General features: G+C 41.8%; 20 protein-coding genes, 1 other RNA gene and 1 pseudogene. 13 read left to right on the top strand and 9 right to left on the bottom strand.

The window, feature by feature from the left end; genetic code table 11:
- Window positions 1-192 precede the first annotated feature (192 nt).
- The 5 genes from AC4E92_RS01870 (at window position 193) to acpP (ending at window position 5,608) form a co-directional block, all read left to right on the top strand.
- Entirely contained in the window at window positions 193-1,698 is a 1,506-nt protein-coding gene (locus AC4E92_RS01870; RefSeq protein WP_490238872.1) for an ABC transporter ATP-binding protein, read from the top strand.
- A complete protein-coding gene (locus AC4E92_RS01865) occupies window positions 1,695-2,750 on the top strand; it encodes an ABC transporter permease (protein ID WP_490238871.1) in 1,056 nt (351 codons plus the stop codon). Before AC4E92_RS01870 ends, AC4E92_RS01865 begins: the two co-directional genes overlap by 4 nt.
- Complete coding sequence (locus tag AC4E92_RS01860; RefSeq protein ID WP_490238870.1) at window positions 2,743-3,639, top strand: ABC transporter permease; 897 nt, start codon at window positions 2,743-2,745, stop codon at window positions 3,637-3,639. Before AC4E92_RS01865 ends, AC4E92_RS01860 begins: the two co-directional genes overlap by 8 nt.
- Window positions 3,640-3,642: 3 nt before the next feature.
- Entirely contained in the window at window positions 3,643-5,028 is a 1,386-nt protein-coding gene (locus AC4E92_RS01855) for an ADP-ribosylglycohydrolase family protein (protein ID WP_490238869.1), read from the top strand.
- 292 nt (window positions 5,029-5,320) lie between these two features.
- Window positions 5,321-5,608, top strand: coding sequence for an acyl carrier protein (gene acpP / locus AC4E92_RS01850; protein ID WP_490238868.1), 288 nt, complete (start codon window positions 5,321-5,323; stop codon window positions 5,606-5,608).
- A gap of 40 nt (window positions 5,609-5,648) precedes the next feature.
- Here the strand turns inward: acpP and AC4E92_RS01845 are convergent, their stop codons facing one another.
- From AC4E92_RS01845 to mnmG, 9 genes are all read right to left on the bottom strand, one after another.
- The gene (locus AC4E92_RS01845; RefSeq protein ID WP_490238867.1) at window positions 5,649-6,470 is read right to left on the bottom strand and encodes a type I phosphomannose isomerase catalytic subunit; all 822 of its coding nucleotides are present in this window, start codon (window positions 6,468-6,470) and stop codon (window positions 5,649-5,651) included.
- Window positions 6,448-7,848, bottom strand: coding sequence for a flagellar assembly protein A (locus tag AC4E92_RS01840; RefSeq protein ID WP_490238866.1), 1,401 nt, complete (start codon window positions 7,846-7,848; stop codon window positions 6,448-6,450). Before AC4E92_RS01840 ends, AC4E92_RS01845 begins: the two co-directional genes overlap by 23 nt.
- Window positions 7,811-9,139 (bottom strand): methylenetetrahydrofolate--tRNA-(uracil(54)-C(5))-methyltransferase (FADH(2)-oxidizing) TrmFO, encoded by a 1,329-nt coding sequence (gene trmFO / locus AC4E92_RS01835; RefSeq protein ID WP_490238892.1) that lies wholly within the window; start codon window positions 9,137-9,139, stop codon window positions 7,811-7,813. The genes AC4E92_RS01840 and trmFO overlap by 38 nt, the downstream gene beginning before the upstream one ends.
- Complete coding sequence (locus AC4E92_RS01830; RefSeq protein WP_490238865.1) at window positions 9,136-9,567, bottom strand: ATP-binding protein; 432 nt, start codon at window positions 9,565-9,567, stop codon at window positions 9,136-9,138. The genes trmFO and AC4E92_RS01830 overlap by 4 nt, the downstream gene beginning before the upstream one ends.
- On the bottom strand, window positions 9,567-10,361 hold the full coding sequence (locus AC4E92_RS01825) for a DUF4940 domain-containing protein (RefSeq protein ID WP_490238864.1): 795 nt from the start codon (window positions 10,359-10,361) through the stop codon (window positions 9,567-9,569). The genes AC4E92_RS01830 and AC4E92_RS01825 overlap by 1 nt, the downstream gene beginning before the upstream one ends.
- Before the next feature lie 77 nt (window positions 10,362-10,438).
- Window positions 10,439-11,020, bottom strand: coding sequence for an epoxyqueuosine reductase QueH (locus AC4E92_RS01820; RefSeq protein ID WP_490238863.1), 582 nt, complete (start codon window positions 11,018-11,020; stop codon window positions 10,439-10,441).
- Window positions 11,020-11,469 carry a D-aminoacyl-tRNA deacylase gene (gene dtd / locus AC4E92_RS01815; protein ID WP_490238891.1) on the bottom strand — a complete coding sequence of 150 codons (450 nt, stop codon included), beginning with the start codon at window positions 11,467-11,469 and terminating at the stop codon, window positions 11,020-11,022. Before dtd ends, AC4E92_RS01820 begins: the two co-directional genes overlap by 1 nt.
- A complete protein-coding gene (locus AC4E92_RS01810) occupies window positions 11,466-13,604 on the bottom strand; it encodes a RelA/SpoT family protein (protein WP_490238890.1) in 2,139 nt (712 codons plus the stop codon). The genes dtd and AC4E92_RS01810 overlap by 4 nt, the downstream gene beginning before the upstream one ends.
- Window positions 13,605-13,634: 30 nt before the next feature.
- Window positions 13,635-15,509 carry a tRNA uridine-5-carboxymethylaminomethyl(34) synthesis enzyme MnmG gene (gene mnmG, locus AC4E92_RS01805; RefSeq protein WP_490238889.1) on the bottom strand — a complete coding sequence of 625 codons (1,875 nt, stop codon included), beginning with the start codon at window positions 15,507-15,509 and terminating at the stop codon, window positions 13,635-13,637.
- Window positions 15,510-15,644: 135 nt separating this feature from the next.
- Between mnmG and surE the strand changes: the two genes are divergently transcribed.
- The 8 genes and pseudogenes from surE to AC4E92_RS01765 all read left to right on the top strand — a co-directional run.
- On the top strand, window positions 15,645-16,409 hold the full coding sequence (gene surE / locus AC4E92_RS01800) for a 5'/3'-nucleotidase SurE (RefSeq protein ID WP_490238862.1): 765 nt from the start codon (window positions 15,645-15,647) through the stop codon (window positions 16,407-16,409).
- Complete coding sequence (def, locus tag AC4E92_RS01795) at window positions 16,384-16,896, top strand: peptide deformylase (protein ID WP_490238861.1); 513 nt, start codon at window positions 16,384-16,386, stop codon at window positions 16,894-16,896. The genes surE and def overlap by 26 nt, the downstream gene beginning before the upstream one ends.
- On the top strand, window positions 16,893-17,801 hold the full coding sequence (gene fmt / locus AC4E92_RS01790) for a methionyl-tRNA formyltransferase (protein WP_490238860.1): 909 nt from the start codon (window positions 16,893-16,895) through the stop codon (window positions 17,799-17,801). Before def ends, fmt begins: the two co-directional genes overlap by 4 nt.
- A gap of 5 nt (window positions 17,802-17,806) precedes the next feature.
- Window positions 17,807-18,142, top strand: an RNA gene (gene rnpB, locus AC4E92_RS01785) — RNase P RNA component class A.
- Between the two features lie 19 nt (window positions 18,143-18,161).
- Complete coding sequence (gene truA / locus AC4E92_RS01780) at window positions 18,162-18,899, top strand: tRNA pseudouridine(38-40) synthase TruA (RefSeq protein WP_490238859.1); 738 nt, start codon at window positions 18,162-18,164, stop codon at window positions 18,897-18,899.
- Complete coding sequence (locus AC4E92_RS01775) at window positions 18,794-20,197, top strand: hypothetical protein (RefSeq protein WP_490238858.1); 1,404 nt, start codon at window positions 18,794-18,796, stop codon at window positions 20,195-20,197. The genes truA and AC4E92_RS01775 overlap by 106 nt, the downstream gene beginning before the upstream one ends.
- Window positions 20,194-20,979 (top strand): TlyA family RNA methyltransferase, encoded by a 786-nt coding sequence (locus AC4E92_RS01770; RefSeq protein WP_490238857.1) that lies wholly within the window; start codon window positions 20,194-20,196, stop codon window positions 20,977-20,979. The genes AC4E92_RS01775 and AC4E92_RS01770 overlap by 4 nt, the downstream gene beginning before the upstream one ends.
- A gap of 1 nt (window position 20,980) precedes the next feature.
- Window positions 20,981-21,688, top strand: a pseudogene (locus AC4E92_RS01765) (hypothetical protein); the annotation flags it as partial.

Genomic DNA, 21,688 nt, shown 5'->3' with positions numbered 1-21,688 from the left:
ACTCTGCGATTAATATGTTAAAAGCAGTAGGGCTGGACCGGTCCGAATTAAAGCCCGTGGAGTGGGAAACCACTGCCAAGATATTTAGGGGCAATCCCTATATCCTGGTAAGTCACACCATGTTGAAACGGGAAGCCTAGTCTCCTTAATGGGAATCCTATCCCATTTAGGGGATTGGGAGGAGGTCAAAGTTTGGCTTATATTCAGATGATAAAAATATACAAAGTCTATCCACCAGATGTTGTTGCTCTCAACGGAGTGGATCTTTCCCTTGAAAAAGGGGAGATTCACTCCATTGTCGGTGAAAATGGTGCTGGCAAGTCTACATTGATGAGAATCCTTTATGGTATGATTAAACCTTCAGCAGGTACAATAATGATCGATGGAAGAAAAGTTCAGATATCCGATCCTTCACAGGCTATGAAACTCGGTATAGGTATGGTTCATCAGGAATTCATGCTGATACCGTCGTTTAAGGTCTTCGAAAATGTGATGCTCGGTCAGGAAATATCAAAAATGGGTTTTGTAAACAGGAAAAAAGCCGCGGAGTATGTTCAAAGAATCATTGATAAATACGGATTTGGTATAGATTCAAATTTGCCCGTATCTCAACTCTCTGTGGCGGCACAACAGAAGGTAGAAATAATAAAACAACTCTACAGAAAAGCGGATCTTTTGATTCTCGATGAACCAACAGCTGTCTTAACACCTCAGGAATCTGATGAGCTCTTCGAGCAGATTTTCAGGCTCAAACACCAGGGTAAAACGATAGTCTTCATAAGTCACAAGCTCGATGAAGTTCTAAGGATCTCAGACAGAATAACAGTTTTGAGGAAGGGCCAGAAGATTGCCACTATTGAAAACAAAAACGTTGATGTGAATGAGCTCGCAAAGATGATGATCGGTAAACCTATCTCTTCAAAGATCCAAAAATCACGGTCAGAACCGAAAGAAGAAATTTTACTGGTGGAAAATTTGCTCGTTAGAAAGGCTAATAGAGAAGCACTGAAAAATGTAAATCTGTCAGTCAGATCTGGTGAGATTGTTGGCATAGCCGGGATAGAAGGTAATGGTCAGTACGAACTCGTCCAGAGTATTATCGGTACAATTAAACCCGATGGTGGAAGAATAATCGTAAACAACGTAGATGTAACAGAACTTTCGATAAAAGAAAGAAGAAAACACATCTGTTATGTTCCTCAAGACAGAAAATACGTCGGTCTTGCTCTTAAAGCGACTATACTGGAAAATCTGATCATGACGCATCATTTGAAAAAAGAATTTCAAAAAGGCTTGTTCTCGATGGACTGGAAAAAAGCTCGTTCTTACGCAAAAAAAGCAACCGAACAGTTTGAAGTTGTTCACAGAAATTTGAATGAACAACCAATGGCTCTGTCCGGAGGAAACCAGCAAAAACTCGTTGTTGCAAGGGAGTTTTCACTTGGATATGATCTGATCGTACTTGACCAGCCAACACGTGGTCTGGATATTGCTTCTACGGAATATATTCGGTATTTGATACTGCAAATGAGAAACGCTGGGAAAGGTGTTCTTCTGATTTCGGCTGATCTTGATGAATTACTGCAACTATCAGACAGGCTTTATGTTATTAGAAATGGACAGATCGTAGCACATCTTGATCCGAGCAAAACCGATATTCATACCATTGGAAATTACATGCTGGGGGCAGTGGGTTGAGAGTATTTCGAAGGATCGTAATCTCATTTGTTTCAATTATCTCTGCCTTTGTGGTATGTGCTATTTTAATCAAAATACAAAAAAATTCACCGTTGGATACATACCGGGCATTGTACACCTATGGCTTGGGTTCGTGGTTTTCCTTTTCTTCCACACTCAACACGGCAATACCACTTATCTTCACCGGTATTTCTGCAGCCATAGCCTTTAATTCTGGTGTAGTCAACCTTGGGCAGCACGGTCAACTTTTGATGGGTGCCATTGTAACTGCGATACTCGGGGTTTATCTTGACATCCCAACTTGGCTTGGAATCACAGTTTTAGTGGTTCTTGGGGGATTTGCTGGAACATTATGGGCTGGCATTGCGGCAGCGCTTAAAAGATTTTACAGAATGGACGAGTTCATATCAACGCTGATGTTGAACTTCATTGCAGAGTATTTAACCACCTACCTGGCGACTTACCCGTTTCTGGACAGGAAAGCTTATGTGCCTGCAACGAAAATGATAAAACGCATCTATTTCATGCCAGATGTGAACGGTTTGAGCATAGCTTTCTTTGTTGGTATTTTTGCCGTATTGATTTCATACTGGTATACTAAAAAAACAAGACGCGGTTATGAATTCAGAATGATGGGGCACAACATCAACTTTGCAAAAATAGGCGGCTGTTCTGTCGAATCAAACACAACTCTTGTTTTGCTTTTCACAGGATTTCTCTCTGGGCTTGCCGGTGCTCTATTGATCCTTGGTGGTACGCAGCACAGGTTTATGAAAGGCATAGGGGCAAATTTCGGCTGGGACGGTGTTATGATAGCAATCATTGCGAACAATAACATCATCGAAACACTATTTTATAGCATTTTCTTCGGTGCTTTGAAAAATGGTGCAATAGGAATGGAATTTGAAACTTCGGTGCCATCAGAATTCATTTTATTCCTTGAAGCAGTAATTGTGCTGGCAGTTGTTGGTACCAGGAGCGCCATTGAGTATTACGGTCAGAGGATAATGTCTGTGGCAAAGTTGAGAAAGGTTGTGAAAAAGAATGGTTGATTTGGTTCTGCATATATTCAGAGCAACCCTGAGCAGTGCGACACCAATCATGTTGGCTGCTCTGGGTGGTATGTTTACATATTACGCCAACATTTTCAACATTGCCATGGAAGGTATGATGCTGACAGGGGCATTTTTTGCAGTTTACGGCAGCTATTTTTTTGGAAGCTGGCTGATTGGTATCGTCTTTGCCCTGCTGAGCGGTTTGTTCATGGCTGGGTTGTTTGCCCTTTTTGCGATATACCTGCGCTGTGACGAGTTCATAACGGGTATAGGAATCAATATGCTCGCTCTGGGATGGACTACCTATGCCCTGCGGAGCACCTTCAAAGTGAAAGGAGCACTGATCTCACCCAAAATCGTACCTCTGCCGAAATGGAATATACCAGTTTTGGATCGTTTTGAGCCTGTTGGAAATATCTTTTCAGCTCATCCATTCTTACTCTACCTGGCATTTATAGCAGCGTTTTCACTGGAAATAATAATCTTCAACAGCAAATTCGGTTTACATTTGAGAGCCACAGGTGAAGATCAGGAAACTGCAAGATCAGTCGGGATTAACTCAACCAGAATGAAGTTACTCGCTACAGTGCTGTGCGGGTTGTTATCTTCTTTGGCTGGTGTGTATCTTTCATTGGGGTATGTTACACTCTTCAGCGAAAACATGTCAAATGGTCGGGGATGGATTTCCTTAGCGATAATCATACTCGTAAAGGGGCGACCAATCGCAATTCTCGCTTTGTCGCTGGTTTTTGGTTTATTTGAGAGCATTGGATTGATAATGCAACATTACAAATTAGCTCCACAATTTGCTGCAATGATTCCTTACATAGCTACCCTGTTTGTGCTCTATTTCTATGGAAAAGAAAAGAAGAAATTGGAGTGGTGAAATTTGAAAGCATGGGAATACGCATTACAGATGAGAAAAAGTGCACAACCAGTTTTGGATGAGAAAGGTTCATGGACAGAATCTGTCGACTTTAGCATTTTTCCCAAAAAATTAGTCGAGCTATTCTGGCAGAGCAATGTTCCAGGTTCAAAGGCTCCAGAATGCTTGATTGCAGGTGCCATACAGTCTATGGAAAACATGGGTAGAAATGTCAATCAAGCAGAATCACTTTTTGAGTTTGGCTTAGAACTTTTAAAACAGGGAAAGATAGATAGATTGAAACCGATTACCAGTTCAATATTCAAAAATCTCAGAGAAGCAACTGTTGATACGAATCATCCCTATCATAGATACAACAGACCGCTTGAATGGGAAACAATATCGGCTGATTTTCCCAAAGATTACCCAGAACAGATAACTGATCTTTATGACAAAATACTCGGAGGATGGCTAGGACAGATCGCCGGTGCTTCGATGGGGACAAAACTCGAAGGCTATACGGGAGAAGTTTTGGAAAGGTGTTTTGGGCCAAAATTGGGTTATTACATCGAAAGACCAGACACATACAACGATGATATAACCTATGAAATAGCATTTTTAGAAGCGCTGAAGGAAAACGATGTACTGACTTCACATGAGATTGCATCCAAATGGCTTGAGTTAATTCCATTCGGCTGGAGTGCTGAGTATATAGCACTGGAAAATCTGAAAATGGGTATCTTTCCGCCACAGTCTGGCAGATTCAACAACCCTTTTCAGGAATGGATAGGTGCTCAAATGCGCTGTATGGTTCATGGTTTGTTACGACCCGCACGACCAAAAGAAGCCGCTTACCTTGCCTATCTTGATTCCTGTATCTCACATTCAGGAAATGGAGTGTATGGAGGTATACACAGTGCGGTCATGACTTCACTTGCTTTTGTTCAAAATGATGTGCGCAATCTCATCGAAGAATCCAAAAAATACGTTCCAAAAAACACCGAGTTTGAAGATGTTCTGACAGATATCATAGAAAAATGTAAGAATAACAATTCCTGGAGAAGTATCAGATCTACAATAGAAGAAAAATTCAAAAGGTACAACTGGATACACGTATATCCCAATCTCTGCTGTGTTATAACCGCACTATGGTATGGTGAAGGTGATTTTGATGAAACTATGCGCATAGTCTCCGCTCTGGGATATGATGTCGATTGCAACGCAGGTGAAATTGGAACTATCCTGGGTGTGATCAAAGGTGCACATAATCTACCAGACAGATGGGTGACACCGCTTGGCAACAGGCTTCAAACCTATCTCAACGGTTTCGAGGATGTGAAAATCACAGATCTTGCCAGATTGACAGTTGATATGACAGCAAAAGCAGATTTACTGTTTTGCGGTATTTGACAGGTACCTTTGAAAGTTAGACTAAACAAACTTCCGGTTTAATGATAAATCAGAGAAAATTTTGATTTTTCTTTTCAAAATTCTTTTTAGATGCTGGCTTTTGATTTTCACCTGTCTTTGCAAAATCGTATTATATATAATGGACAGCGCTGACCGGCCGGTGATCAATCTACACCAACGTATGTTGGGATAGGTCTAATCTTTTCCCTGTTCAGGACCTCCTAAAGACTTGACATTTCTTCTGGATAATGGTTTATAATATGTCGATTCAAAATTGTTAGGAGGGAAGGACATGAACAAGGATGAACTTATGGAAAGGATTAAAGAACTGGTTGCCGAAAAACTGGGTGCTGATATCGATGAGATCACCGAAGATGCTGACTTAATTGACGATCTGGATGCAGACTCTCTGGATCTTGTTGATCTTGTAATGGCATTCGAAGATGAATTTGGAGTTTCAATTCCAGATGAAAAGTTAGAGAAGATAAGAACTGTGAGAGATATCTTCAAGATCCTGTACGCAAATCTTGAATCTCAGGAAGATAAAGAGGAAAAAGAAGAAGAGATCGACGAGGAATAACTAACCTTAGATGTCGCTGGCTGGTCCAGCGACTTTTTCTTTATTGTCCTATTCTTATCACCAGTGCTTCTCCTGTTACATGTGCAATTTGATCTACAAGCAAAAGTGTTTCGTATTGACTCGTTTTTATTCCATCTATTGAGCCATCTGTCAGCATTACAATGATTGAACCGGGAAAAACATATGCGCTGGAACATCTGTAGATTTCAAAGTAATCACATTCGAAATGATCTAAGGATTTGAAAAATAACTCATCAGGATTGACTTTTTTGAATGCCTGCAGAGCCTTCTGGATGTGTAATTCCCTTCCTCTTCCCCAGTCGTAAACTCTATATGTTAAATCAGATGATTGCTGTATTTCTAAAAGGAATGATCCAGGACCTATGGCATGTAGAACCCCTGCGGGAATATAAACAAGATCACCGGCACGAGGATGAAATACCTTCATATCCCGAGAAAAAGAGTTCGAAGTAATACTGTCTTTCAAATTCATATCTGAACTCTGAAGGGCTATAGTACTGTCTTTAAGGAAAAACCAGCATTCGGTTTTTCCCCAGGGTTCATTTTCAATTTTTCGTGCCAGATCGTCATCTGGATGAACCTGCACAGAAAGCCATTGTTCACAGGCAATTAATTTTATCAAAACTGGAAATCTCACAAGGTTCAAACCAAATAAACTAACCAGTGACCGCGGATCAAAATTCTCTTTGTGGAGCGATTGCAGTTTTGTAGATATCAATGGATGGTCTGATAATAACCACACTTCACCCACTGGATTTTGACAACTAGCACAGAAAAGCTCATTGAGCTTGAAACTCCCCCATATCATCTCTCTTGCTTCAGGAATCGACCTGAGTATCACCAGAATAACCCCCGAGTCTGATTTCGTGGTTTTCCATCAAAATGACTACCTTTTCAAATCTTTTATCCGAATAGAACTTTTTCTCGAAGATCACCACTTCGACACCTGGATGCAGAACCTTTCTTGCCACAACCTTGGAACGGCTGAATTTTTCCCTGATATGCGCTTCTAATTCCCGTAATTGTTTTTCATTCATCTCAATCGTATTTCTGAGGTTTATCATGGTCTGACCAACTTTTTTGTAAATCTCCATTTTATCTGGAGGTAACTGCCCCTGATTTTTTTCCATCAATGTTTTCATGGACCTGTAAATGTTGACCAGTTTCGACAAATTCTCCCTGTCGAGTTCCAGTTGACCGCGTATCAGTTTGATCTGATCTCTTGCCTGTGGATCAAAACCTATTTCTATCACCGTCTTAACACCAAGCGGCGAACCTATTTCTTCTGCCTCAACGGTAAAACCTGCTACAATAGAGCCACCCACTATTATTCCCTTGTTACCCGTTGCCCTGACTTCTAAGCCAGCGCGAACCTGAGAGTTAGTTATGGGACCGTTTACGACAACACTTCTCCCAGCTTCTATGATTGCGTTCTCCAAAAATTTTGCCATGACATCTTCTTTTGCTTTAACGATACCCTTTTCCCTGCCTTTTATTCCAAGCGCACTGACCGATCCTTCAAAGGATATCACAGTTGCAGCTTCCACAACACCGTTTATTGTAATATTACCCTTTGCCTTGACAGTGAAACCCGGCTTGACATCTCCAGAGACCTGTACTTCCCCGGGAAAGTCGATATTTCCGGTTGCGTAATCGACATCTCCCTTTATAACCAAAACTTCATTAACATCTATGGATCCATCAGCTCTGGCAACCAGAATTCCATCGACAGTTGCGATAACTTTTGTGCCGTCTTCAGAAAGCTTTACGTTTTTCCCGAGTTTGAGCTGAGCAGGTCTACCTGGCTTTGGGTTTAAAGACCTTCCAAAGACATTTCGACCTTCTATCCCGCCTGTCGGCTGTATGATCTCCGCGACTACCTGTCCTGCCTTAACTATCTGCCTTGTACGACTTGGAAGTTCTCTCAGATCAATCTTGTCTTTTATCTGATCAGATGATTCGTATTTTTCAGGTTGAATCATGAGAATCTGCCCGTCTTCACCGTTGACTGGCTCTTCCCCCATGGCAACAAGAACTGGAGTGTCAAAGATCCTTTTTTTCACCAGATCTTCAATTGCTCCCTCTAAAATGCCATACACTATGCCGTTGGCTTGAAGATGTGAGATTATTTGATCTTTTGACACTTCTTCGTTTTCCTGTGCCGAAACAGTCACATAAGCTTCAAGTCCATTGTTCGAAACTTTCACCTGTACCTTCACCAGTATCCCCCTTTAGAACCATCAAAAACTGGCTCATATCTTCAAGAGCCTTTTGTGCCACCTGTTCTCGGGCTTTCCCCCGACAATTCAGCAAACCATAATTGGCATACATCGGTTGAAGACTTTTATCGATACCATGACTGATGTAATCAAACAAAGCCCCCATCATTGTGGTTTTTGGTAAAACCACAGGACTCAGTTTATTAACTACTCTGTAGATGTTCAAAGCCACATACAATCCACTCGCTGCAGATTCTAAATAACCTTCCACACCTGTTATCTGCCCGGAGAGAAAAATTCTGTTGTTCGTCCTCAGCCTCATATAAGGATCTAAAACTCTCCTGGAATTGATGTAAACATTCCTGTGCATAACGCCATACCGAACGATTTCTGCATTCTGAAGCCCCGGTATCAATCTGATGACTCTTTTCTGCTCATTCCACTTCAGCCGTGTTTGAAATCCCACTATATTGTACAACGTTCCCTCGATATTATCCTTACGCAATTGAACGACCGCGTAAGGCTGTTTGTTGGTCCTGGGATCTATCAAACCTACAGGTCTCAGTGGTCCAAACAGTAAAGACATTTTCCCGCTTCTAGCGATTTCTTCTATGGGCATACAACGATCGAACAGTAGGCTTCTATCAAAATCCTCCATTGGTATGACCTCTGCATTCACCAAGGCTTCGTAGAACCTTTCATACTGTGACATGTCCATCGGACAGTTCAAATAGTCCTTTGTCCCAACGCCATAACGATCAGCGGTGAAGACAATTGAATAATCAATACTGTCTGCGGTTACTATTGGTGCAACCGCATCGAAAAAATGAAGGTTTTCTCCCGCGACTTTTTGAAGCCATTCACACAAACCATCACTTGTGGCTGGTCCGGTAGCTATCACCCAGATGTCTTTTGAGTTTTCTGGAATCTGTGTTATCTCTTCGTTGATAATTTCTACTCCAGATTCCACGACAGTTTTTGTGATAAACTGGCAGAATTTTTCTCGATCAACCGCAAGGGCTTTACCGGCAGGTATACGTGTAAGACGGGCTGCTTTCATGATCAATGAATCAAACAGCTCCATCTCTCTTTTTAGCAACCCCGAAGCGTTGTTGATGTCATCAGATTTCAAGGAGTTACTGCACACAAGTTCACCCAAAAATCCAGTCTTATGTACAGGTGTCATCTTAACAGGTCTCATCTCGTGAATTGAGACTTCTATACCCAATTTAGCCAGCTGATATGCTATTTCTGATCCAGCCAATCCTCCGCCAACAATGTGAACCTTCAGAATTGATCACCAGCCACAGAAGTGAACACTTTGGTCAATTTGAGCAGGTTTCCGCCGTCAACGTTTATCAACTGAACTGTATTGAAAATCCTGCTGATTATGTACAGACCAAAGCCACCTTCCCTCTCAGCAGATGGCATCTTCGGGGTTATTGTAGATGGATCAACATGCTCACCAAAGTCCCTCAACAGAATCTGGAGTTGTTTTTCAGATGCATCCCATACGAGCGTCATCGTAATGTATTTGGTCTCATCGTTTTTGTAGGTGTGCCTTATTATGTTGGTCAAAGCCTCGTTTGCTCCGAGCTCTGTGTCCCAAATTTCTTCTTCCAGGACATTTCTGTGTATCAAAAATGATCTTATAACTGCTCGGGCAAGTCGGGTGTTGACTGGTTTTGAAGTGAACGACACAGTAACAATTTCTTTCATCACTGCACCTTCCTTTGCCAATTTTTTAACCCTGTTACGTACAGATGGCATTCGATGCCTATATCAAAAAAGAGCCAGTATTTTTCCTCAAGTGACTTCTCGACTCTGTAAGCCTCCTGCAGCGAAAACTCTGCTTTTTCACTGAATTCTTTTAAATTTCTGGATAAAAGCCTTTTGTGAATCATATTGATGTCGTTTTCGTCAAAATTGACGCAAATTTCTGAGTTTTGAAGATCCTGGTAAGTGCACAACCCCTCAGAATCAACATACCTGTCCACAACAAAAGCCTGTCTGATGGCATCAAGAATTTGCCTACAGCTACAAGACATTGCCAGTTTGACATCTTTGTGAACAGATACCTGGTCTGTTGGAAAAACGTACAAATCTTTGTCACCTAAATTGATTATCTGTGATGAAATTCTGCCGAGTTTTGCTCTGTAATCAAATCTGATTTCGTCTTTTTGCGCCGACAAGAGTCCAACTGTCATTTTACCTTTCCAGCTATGGACCAGATTACTGAGTTCAACCATAAAAGACGGAAAGACATGCTCTTGTAAAAGCAAGTTATCCAGATACATCCTCAGTAATTCCAAAGACACCTGTTGATCTACAAAACCCACGACAGCTGGTCCTATTAGAGTGTCAACGTAATTGAGCAGTAAAGTCTGACCATTCAGATTCAGTGCAACAGGTATCTGTGATTCTAAAACGAGCTTGTGGTATTTTGCCAAAACATCTTTTAGACCAAGATCATCTCTTATCAGCCTTTCTTCTGTTGCGGCGTATATTTTCATCGATTTTCAGCGCAAAAAGCACCATCTTCTAAAAGATGGAGAGAAATGCGCTGTACCCTCCTTTCAGAGTCAGGTGCTCATCCCCTCTGGCTTGAATTGCCTCTATGAGTGGTAGATGGCTGACCACTCACTCTCAAAGAATAAATACAACCACAGTAGTTCTGCCTGTACAATCCCAATTCTTTGCTCAGCTGAACGCTCCTGAGAAAACCGTTCTTTTTTTTGAAATCCCTGTGGAGATATTCAACTGCATAGTCCTTGGAGATATTTTCACCGATCTCAAGAATCAAATTTGAATTTTTCCTTGGACTTGTTGTCAGTGTAGTCGAAAAGATCTGAAAGCCGTTTTTTTCTGCGTACTGTGCTGTTGATCTCAGGCGAAATTCAATGCACTTGGCGCACCTGAGTGAACCCTCTGGAAAACCTTCAAGTCCTTTTATTTGTTGTTTCCACAGGTTTTCACCGGATTTTTCAACGATCAATTTCAGATTCCACAGCTTTGATAAATTCACAGTTGCTTCAAGGCGTTTGTCGTATTCCTCCTGTGGCTGTATATTTGGATTAAAAAAGAACAGGACAGGTTCATACCCTTCTTCACGCAATCTTTCAACCGCAGTGGTTGCATCCGGCGCACAGCAAACATGTAGGAGTATTAACATCAAAACCTCCTCTCGCTGTCCAGAAGTAATGTGACTGGACCATCGTTGAAGGCTTCGATGTCCATGTGCGCTCCGAAAACTCCCTGAGCAACGTTCTTGATTTTGCTCTTCATAGATTCCACAAATGAACTGTAAAGAGCCTGACCAAGGTCGGCTGGAGCTGCGTCGCTAAAAGAAGGTCTCCTTCCACGCCGACAATCACCGTAGAGTGTAAACTGAGAGATAACCAGTACACCCCCGTTTATCTGTGTAACACTCAGATTCATTTTTCCTTCCTGATCCTCAAAGACTCTCAGATTCAAAATTTTGTCGCAAATCCACTCTACATCACTCGGCGTGTCGTTTTTACCCACACCGAGAAATACGAGTAAACCCCTATCGATTGAACCAACGACTTCACCGTTGACGAAAACCCTGGCATGGTGCACACGCTGTACAACTGCTCTCAGTTTGGTTTCCCCCTCTCGACAGATATGATGTTCCTGGCAGCTTCAAGAGACTTCTTTGCCTCTTCAAGTTGTTTCAAATTGCTGACAATCAAGCTCAGCAACACTATGGAATAAGTCTGTTTGGTACTTGTGAAAAGCACTTTTAACACGGTTATACCCCTGTTTTCAAGCAACTGCACAAGCTGGCCTATATCCGCTTTTTCTCTGATGGTAACTCTCAGTGTCGTTTCATACTTACCCTGTGGATCACCATTCCATCTGGCTTCAAATATCCTATCAGCTTCAACATGTCTCACATTTGAACATGTGGCGGTGTGAATTGTCAAGCCTCGCCTGCCTATTATTCCTATTATCTCATCTCCCGGAACTGGTCCACAACATTTCGCCATGTGTATTTCTATGTTCTTCAAACCCGATACTTCCACAGCAGATGATGGACTGATCGGTTTTTGCTTTTTCTCATACGGCTTTGTTGCACTTTTCTCAGCCAATGGATTGAGTAAGTTGATCAGCTCTCCATACGTAATTGTACCTTCTGCAATGCGGCTGTAGAATTCTTCTTCTGATATTCCTTGGTTTTGAAGGTATCTTTTTATCACATCTGATTCCATGATCTCTTCTATGGACTTTGAGAGCTGTTTGCTTATGCGTCTGAGAACATCTGTTCCTCTGTCTATGAGCTCACTTTGCAGTTTTTCACGGAAATACTTCCTGATTTTTGCCTTCGTACGCGGTGATTTGGCGTATTTCAACCAGTCAAGACTGGGCTTTCCAACCTTTCCGACGATTATTTCCACCAGATCACCATTTCTCAGTTGATAGCTTATGGGCACAAGTTTACCGTTCACTTTGGCACCTGTGAATTTATGACCAATATCCGTGTGGATGGCATATGCAAAGTCTATTGGTGTGGCACCGAGTGGAAGGTGTTTTACCTCCCCTTTTGGTGTGAAAACAAAAACCTCATCCATTTGAAGCTCTTTCTTGAACTCTTCTAAACCAGATAAATCTTTTGTGAGTTCCTTTCGCCATTCCAGAAGTTGATTAACCCATTTTTGCATCGTCTTGACGTTGATCCCATCTTTGTAGATCCAGTGAGCGATCAATCCATATTCCGCTTCAGTGTGCATTTCTTTGTCTCTGATTTGAATCTCGAGAGGTTCGCCATAGCCTGTGACAACTGTTGTATGCAAAGATCTGTAACCATTTGACTTAGGAGCAGCGATGTAGTCTTTTATTCTACCGGGCAAAGGCTTCCAGATACTGTGAACAATGCCAAGAACGTTGTAACAGGTTGGAATATCGTTTACGATAGCCCTGATCCCAAACAGATCATAGATTTCGTTGAAGTTTTTCCCTTTTTCTTTCAATTTTTGCCATATACCGTAGTAGTGCTTGAAACGTCCTTCAACCTGGGCTTCTATGTCGTTTTCATGTAGAGCTCTGCGAAGGATTTCGACATACTCTTTTATTCTCTGTTCTCGTTCTTTCTTTTTCTCCGCAACAAGGGCCTTTATTCTGTTGTACTCGTTCCTGTTCAGCACTTTGAAAGCCAGGTCTTCTAATTCCCATTTTATTGAATAGATTCCCATTTTGTGTGCGATTGGAGCGTATATTTCCAGAGTTTCTCGAGCTTTATAAATCTTCTTTTGTTCGTCTTTTACAAATTCTATCGTTCTCATGTTATGCAATCTGTCTGCCAATTTCACAAAAATGACTCTGATATCCTCTGCCATGGCAAACAGCATTTTTTGAATTGTCTCCAACTTGAGTTTTGAATCGCTTGTACCTACAGGAGCATTCAATTTGCTGACTTTTGTTACTCCATCGACTATGCGTGCTATTTGACTTCCAAATTCCTTTTCGATATCTTCGATCTTAACTTTTCCCTGACTGTCTTCTACCGCGTCATGCAACATCGCTGCAACAAGTGTTTGAATGTCGACGTTCATCTGAGCGAGAATTTTACACACTTCCACTGGATGAACAATGAACGGGTCACCGGAATCACGATAGAAATTGTCGTGGGCATACCGTGCCACGTCATACGCTTTTGCGAGCAATTTTACATCTTCCTCGCAAGACCTACCTGTCAAGGACAGTATTTGCTTGGCAACCTCGACTGAGTCTACCATTTTCATTTCGCCTCTTGTTAAAATATTTTATCATTCTGCCCGGGGTGATTTGAGGTAAGCAACCAGAGCGCCTATATCCGCAGGGGTTATTCCCGGTATGCGTGAAACCTCAAGGATGTTCGACGGTTTGAGTCTGGATAATTTCTCGGCTGCTTCACTGGAAAGATTGACAATCTTTCTGTAGTCAATATTCTCAGGTATGCTGATTGCTTCAAGATTATGAAATACCTTTATCTCATCAAACATTCTTTCAACATAATCTTCGTATTTTGCGTTTAGCTCAACCTGCTCAATAACCTGGGGGTCATCGATTGGGTTGGGATCGAGGACTTTTATCTGATGATAGCTGACCTGCGGTCTTTTGAGAAGCTGGATGAATTTTGTGGGCTGGTGAAGTGGTTGAGTCCCCAGGCTGACAAGTAGCTCATTGACCTGACCTGTCGGCTTCAAGTTCAGAGCTCTCAATCTTTCCATCTCAATTTTTATTCTTTTCTCAAGTGCTAAAACTTTTTCGTAAAACCACTTGGGAATGAGTCCCACTTGATAACCTTTTTTGGAAAGTCTGAGATGCGCATTATCATGTCGAAGTAACAATCTGTATTCGGCTCGAGAGGTCAGTAACCTGTAAGGTTCATCCACACCCCTGGTCACAAGGTCATCTATCATAACTCCAATGTACGCTTCAGAGCGATCAAGAACGATGAGATTCTCGTTTCTGAGTTTTAGAGCAGCATTTATACCTGCCAGCAAGCCCTGACCTGCTGCTTCCTCATATCCACTCGTACCGTTTATCTGTCCGGCAAAGAACAGTCCTTCAACGACTTTACTCTCAAGAGTGTGAAATAATTGTGTCGGGTCTATGTAGTCGTATTCAATTGCGTATGCCGGTCTTGTAACCTGTGCATTCTCAAGACCAACAACGGATCTGATCACCTCAAGCTGTACTTCGTACGGCAAACTGGTGCTCAAACCGTTCAAATAATACTCTCCTGTCGTTCTACCTTCGGGCTCAACGAAAATCTGATGTGAGTTCCTATCTGGAAACTTCACAACTTTATCTTCTATCGACGGGCAATAACGAGGTCCTCTTCCGACGATCAACTTTATATCTCCATACAAAGGTGAAAAAGAAAGATTTTCTCTTATTACCTGATGTGTTTTTTCGTTTGTATATGTCAACCAGCACGGGTAATCCTTTGACAGCACAGTCGGTTCGTCGAAGTAGGAAAAGCACAGCGGTTCGTCGGATGTATCTTGCCTTTTCATCTTTGTGAAGTCTATGGACCTTCCAAGGATTCTGGCGGGTGTTCCAGTTTTAAATCTGCTGAGCTTGATTCCATACCTCGCCAGCGCCTCTGAAAGTCCCTTAGATGGAAAATCCCCGAGCCTGCCAGCTTCGAATACATTCCGCCCTATGAATATCTTCCCGTTGAGAAAGGTACCGGTGGTAATTATAACTGCTTTAGCGTTATAACGTGTTCCAAGGGTATCAATCACAGCCTTGACTTTACCATTTTCAACAACAAGATCACACACCTGAGAATGTTTTATATAGAGATTTTCAGTATCTTCTAAATGTTTTTTCATAGTCTGGCTGTATGCTAGTTTGTCAATCTGAGCGCGCAAAGCCCTCACAGAGGCACCTTTACTGGTGTTGAGCATCCTCACATTTATCATAGTTGCGTCGGTTACCTTAGCCATTTCACCGCCAAGTGCATCGATCTCTCTTACAACAATCCCTTTTGCCGGTCCTCCTATGGCTGGATTACATGGAGTCCATGCTATTCTATCGAGATTTGAGGTTAAAAGAGCGGTTTTGAAGCCAAGCCGCGCAGTAGCCAGTGCGGCTTCCGTTCCCGCATGACCACCGCCTATTATCACAACATCAAAATCCTCACAGATCAGGAAGAACCACCTCTTTTACAAAACAAATCGTTCTTTTTTCTTCGTTGATTGTAACACAAACTGAAAGAATCTTTGTTCTAATCTTTTTTCAATTTTCTGATGACTGTGATAAAATTTATCAAACGGGGTGAATGTGTGAGAATACTTATAACAAACGACGATGGTGTGACTTCTAAAGGGTTACTAACACTTGCAAAAGTGTTATCCAAAGAACACAATGTACTGGTTGTCGCACCCGAGTCAGAACAGAGTGCAACCGGTCATGCCATTACTGTCAGAATGCCGATCTGGGTCAAGAAAGTCGAAATGGTAGGAGATTTTCCGGTTTATGCCACAACCGGAACTCCTGCAGACTGTGTCAAAATAGGGGTCGAAGTACTTGCAAAAAAAGATGTTGATCTGGTAATAAGTGGCATAAATCTTGGTCACAATCTCGGCACAGATGTCATTTACTCTGGTACTGTTTCTGGCGCTCTTGAAGGCGCATTGCTTGGTATACCGGCTATTGCAGTTTCAGCTCCAATCGAAAAGGACTTTGATTATCAGCAGGCGGCTCTTTTTATAAAAGCGTTCATCCAGGATTTCGATTTTCGAATTCTCGAACAATTCACAGCTTTAAACATCAATTTTCCAAGTGGTACTATAAAAGGTTGGAAGGCAACCAAACAGAGCACCAGAAGGTACGCCGATAGATTCGAGGCAAGGACAGATCCTTTGGGTAATACTTACTACTGGATGTACGGAGACATAATTGAGGATGATCTGTGTAGTGATAGTGATTACAATGCACTCAAAGATGGCTATGTCTCTGTCACACCAATAACCGTTTTCATGAATAACGAAAGAGTTCTGATGAAGTTGAAGGAGGTTGAAAATGAAAAAAATAAGGCTTCTCGGTGATCCTGTTTTGAGGAAAAAAGCCAGAGAGGTTGAGAGCATAGATGAAAATATCAAAGCTCTGGTCAGTGAGCTTTTCGACACGATGTATGCAACTGATGGCATAGGACTCGCTGCTCCCCAGATTGGAGTTTCTCTGAGAATTTTTGTCATGGATGATGGTACTCCAAGAGCACTGATAAATCCCACTATAATTTTTAAGAGCCCAGAGACCAATATCGCCGAGGAAGGATGTCTTAGCGTACCTGAAGTATTTGAGAATGTCGAAAGAAGTAATGAAATAATCATAAGATACACAGATCTAAACGGCAATGAAATCGAGGAAAAGCTGTCAGGTTACAGTGCAAGAGTAGCTCAGCACGAATATGACCATCTGGATGGTATACTTTTTATAGATCTCATTCCCGCATCGAGAAGGTTTGCAATCAGGCAAAAACTTTCCAGTATAATAAAACAATCTGGAAAGACATACTCTGCGAACAAACCATGAAGATCATCTTTTTTGGTACCCCAGAGTACGCTTCAAAACATCTGGAAGCGCTTTTAGAGTCAGGTCACGATATCGTTGGAGTTGTTACTCAACCGGATAGACCGAGCGGCAGAGGTCAAAAGGTTCTATCTTCTCCTGTAAAAGAAGTCGCTTTGAAAGCAAAAATACCCGTTTTCGAGAAGATCAAGGATGTACCATTTGATACTCTCAAAGCTGATATTGGAATTGTGGTGGCATACGGAGCATTGATTAAAGAAAAATATCTGCAACTTTTACCCATGGGATTTTACAACATTCATCCATCGCTGTTACCAAAATACAGAGGAGCAGCTCCTATTCACCGTGCACTTGAAAATGGAGAGAAAATAACCGGCGTTACTTTGTTCAAACTCACAAAAGAACTGGATGCCGGACCTATCGCGGTGCAACTTGAAATCAAAGTGGACGAATATGAGAATTTCGACTCGGTTGAAAAAAAATTGATTCAGCTCGGCAAAAAGATTCTGATAGATTTTCTCAAAGATCCTGAATCTTTTGTGCTAAAAAATCAAGACGAATCACAGGCAACTTATGCTTCAAAAATAACCGCTCAGGATCTGATCATAGACTTTAACAAAAGCGCCGAGCAGGTTAAGAATAAGATCAGAGCTTACGACTCGCAACCCGGTGCAAGAGCAATCTTTGGCAATCAATTTGTCAAAATATTTGGAGTGAAACGAATTGAAAAATTTGATCATAATGAGGTTCCAGGAACCGTTATTCGTATAGATAACGAAGGGGGACACATCGCGACCGTTGATGGATCAGTGGTTGTTTCACAAATTCAATTTCCTTCACGGAAAAAGATAACATTTCTTGAGGCGATGAATGGTAGACTGATAAAAGCAAAAGATCGATTTGAATAGATTGCAGAGAGGAGCGGGTGGTCGCAGGCAGTATTGCCTGAGGAAAGTCCGGACTCCACGGGATGGGATGCTGGGTAACACCCAGAGGGAGCGATCCCTGGATAGGGCCATAGAGACTTCAAACCGCCCATAAAATGGGCAAGGGTGGAAAGGTGAGGTAAGAGCTCACCAGCATCGGAGTGATCCGATGGCTCGGTAACCCCCATCCGGAGCAAGGCCAAGCAGGGTTCGGGTGATCCCGCCCTATGAACCCGGGTAGGCCGCTTGAGGGGAGCGGTGAACGCTCCTCCCAGATAGATGACCACCTTCTACAGAATCCGGCTTACAGCTCCTCTCTGCTTTTAGAGGATGTGAGGAATCATGAAAAAATTTCTCGCAATTGTTTCATACGATGGAACACAGTTTTTTGGTTTTCAGATTCAGAACGATGTGAGAACTGTTCAGAAAGTGATAGAAGATGCTCTTGAAAGAATTTTCAAGCAAAGAGTGGTTACAGTCGCCGCCGGCAGGACAGATACAGGTGTACATGCAGTTGGTCAGGCTGTGCTGTTCAACTGCCCAATTGAAATCGATCCATCAAGTATGAAGAACGCTTTGAATGCAAATCTGCCAGATGATGTGTATGTTCGCAGGGTCATCGAAGTTGATGAGAATTTTCACCCAAGGTTTGACGCCAAAAGAAGAATTTACCATTACTTCATATACAACTCAAAAGAGCCAAATCTGTTTATTCGAAATTATGCCTGGTGGTTTCCATACGAACTGAATATCGAGAAAATGAGAATAGCTGCTAAATTCCTTGAAGGCGAACACGATTTCAAATCATTCGCAAAAAGCGATGATACTGAGCAAAGAACTATAAGAACCATTTACCGTATAAGGATAGTCAAAATGAAGGGTAGATTGATTTTAATCCGGGTAGAAGGCAGATCATTTCTGAGACGAATGGTCAGAAATATCGTGGGCGCACTCGTTAAGGTGGGAACCGGTGAATGGGAACCAGAGAAGATTCGAGAAATATTACAGTTGAAAGACCGATCTCAGGCAGCCGCTACAGCACCACCACATGGCTTGTACTTTTACTCTGTGGATTTCTGATAGCTGCAGATCTTAGAAAGTTAAACTTGCAGGCTCAGGAGTTGTACGTTATTGAGCAGGCTGGCGTTATCTATTATGCTGGACTGGGCGAACCAGGTGCCGAAGATCTTGAGATTATTTCCCAGTGGTTGAAGCTTCCTGTTGTACAGCTTTTCTACGATGGACCGGTACAGTACAGAGATTTTCTGGAAAGAAAACTGAACGAGTTGGGAGTACTGATCGGTATCGGAGATGTGTTGCGCATAGTGATTAAAACCTCTCATGATCTGGCTCATTACGAGATATGCTACAGGGAGTTTCACAAAACTGGAATGGTTGAAATTTCAAAGTTGAACGATCAACTTTCAGCTATCCTTTCTGAACTTTTTCCCAACCTTGAAAAACCTTCAACGGGTTTTCTGGTTGAAGTGAGTGAGCACATAAACGTGAAAAAAGTTTCCACGAATAAACCAGTGGAGTTCAAGTACCAAGAGAGAATCTATTCTGTGACAGTGAAAGGTCAGAAGATGCTGCTTGTGGAAGGATTTTATGACTTTTTTGGTAAGACAGTATACGTTGATAGGGACATGAACATAGATGAACCTGTTTTTTTTGTAGAAGGTGCAGATATGGTTTATAAAGTCAAGGATAATTTTGCAGTTTACAGAGATGGGAAGCTGTCTTTTCCAAATGGGCGTTCTTTTTATATCAACGAACCATTCGACATAGTCAATGAAATGGTTCTTGACAAATTGATCACAGCTAAAATCGATGGATCACCAATCACCGTGCCGGTCGTCGGACGGTATGAGCAATATCTATTACTTGCAAACGGTGTGATCGTTCCTTTAGACCTTTCATGGGCTATGAAAATCTGTGGATCTGTTGTGGATTGGACTGTTAATAAAGAAAAACTGTATGTCCTTGATATCTCTTCTTATCTAAGAGCGATAGATTTGAAAAATAGAAAGATCCTTTGGGAGAAACGTCTGCCGGGCGCATGGGGAATAGGTTCATATACTGATTCAATCTACGTCGGTGTCGACAACAGACTTTTTTCATTGGACGAAAATGGCAAGGTTGTATCAATTGAAGATTGCTATGATTTTGGAATATGGAAAGAAGGTATAATTACATTGAAATCACCACAAGAAGGTCATATCATCAGATCACAGATTGGTTTTGCGATATTAAAAGAAGGAAAAGCAGTTGTTTATGTTGATGAACCAAGATCTTTTGAAAATGTGACCAGAATTAAGTTCTTTGACTGGGGAGTCGTTGTTGTGACTCCAACGGGATGTTGGGTGGTAGAAAGGTGAAGGAAAGACTGGATATCCTACTGGTTCAAAAGGGTCTTGTTAACAGTAGATCTCAGGCACGGGATCTGATAAAATTGAGAAGAGTGATTGTCAACGGAAGAGTATGTGAAAAACCAGGCAGAATCTTCGATGACAGTTCAAACATTGAGCTCTTAAAACCCAGAAAGTACGTCAGCAGAGCTGCAGAAAAACTGGAAAAGGCATATCACACATTCGCAATAGATTTCACCGACAAAGTAGTGTGCGATATCGGTGCTTCTAAGGGCGGTTTTACGCAATTTGCAATTGAGCACGGTGCAAAAAAGGTATACGCAATAGATGTGGGAAGTAATCAACTTGCAGATTCGCTTCGAAGAGACCCAAGGGTTTTGTGCATAGAGAATTTCAATGCTAGGTATCTGAGTGCTGATAAAATAGGTGAGCTGGTTGATATAGTTCTTTGCGATGTATCGTTCATATCTGTGAAGCACCTGTTGGGACCTATGAGTTCTGTTTTGAAAGAAAATGGTACAGCTGTTGTGTTGATAAAGCCACAGTTTGAGGCTGGTCCAACTTTGTCCCAGTCAAGGGATATTCATGTTAATGTGATCACTGAGATCTTACAAAATGGCATAAAAGAAGGACTTTATGGATGTGGCATCACATATTCTCCCATTACTGGATCTGATGGTAACATTGAGTATCTTGCATATTTTGTAAAGGGGTATTCTGATCCAATGGACAGTAAAACGATTGTCAGCGCTGTGGATGAAGCCTGGTTGCTTTTCAGAGGTGGGAAATAATATGCGCCAACTGGTGATGATGGTCCTTTTGGTCTCATTGTCTGTCTGTTTGTTTGGTGAACTTATAGATTTTGTGCCGGCAGATTACGATTTTTTCCTGATCTTCAAGGATAACGGTGTGTATTATCCTAAAATTTCTTCAGTTCAATTTTTCAATTTTCTTCTCGGTGAAAATGGTCTTGGGCTTGAGTATGTCACAAAATCCTTACTTGAAAACATAGGTTACAGTACAAGGGTTTCCCCAGAAGTTTTTTACGAGGCAATTAGTAAAAGTGTACTTTTTGCATCAAAAGGCGTGGTTCTCGATGTTGGATCGTTTTTCTCGCTGGATGTGAATTATTATATAGAAGCTCTGAGAAATATCGGGACCAGCTCCATACTCGTATTTGAGACCAGTAAACCCGAAGAACTCTTAAAACTCATTGCCGGTATAACCAACCTGAGAATCTCCAACAGTGAGAAAACCTGGATACTTCAGGATACCGATGTAGCGATCTTTGCCAGATATTACAAAGGTTACCTGATAATGAGCGGTAGTAGGAGTGCTCTGGAAAAAGCCATCGATGTTTATGAAAGGCCAAATGATCAGTTTGGTTATCTCTACCCCATAAAAGACCTGATAAATCAGGATGCATGGATATGCGGTTTTTTCAAAGGCAATTCTTTCAGTACGAATTTAGCCGGTATTGAAACTAATTCACTGGATAGC

It is taken from the genome of Pseudothermotoga sp., assembly GCF_031962025.1.
Taxonomy (GTDB): domain Bacteria; phylum Thermotogota; class Thermotogae; order Thermotogales; family DSM-5069; genus Pseudothermotoga_B.
The sequence above is the reverse complement of the archived record's forward strand: the minus strand, read 5'-3'. Positions and strand labels throughout refer to the sequence as shown.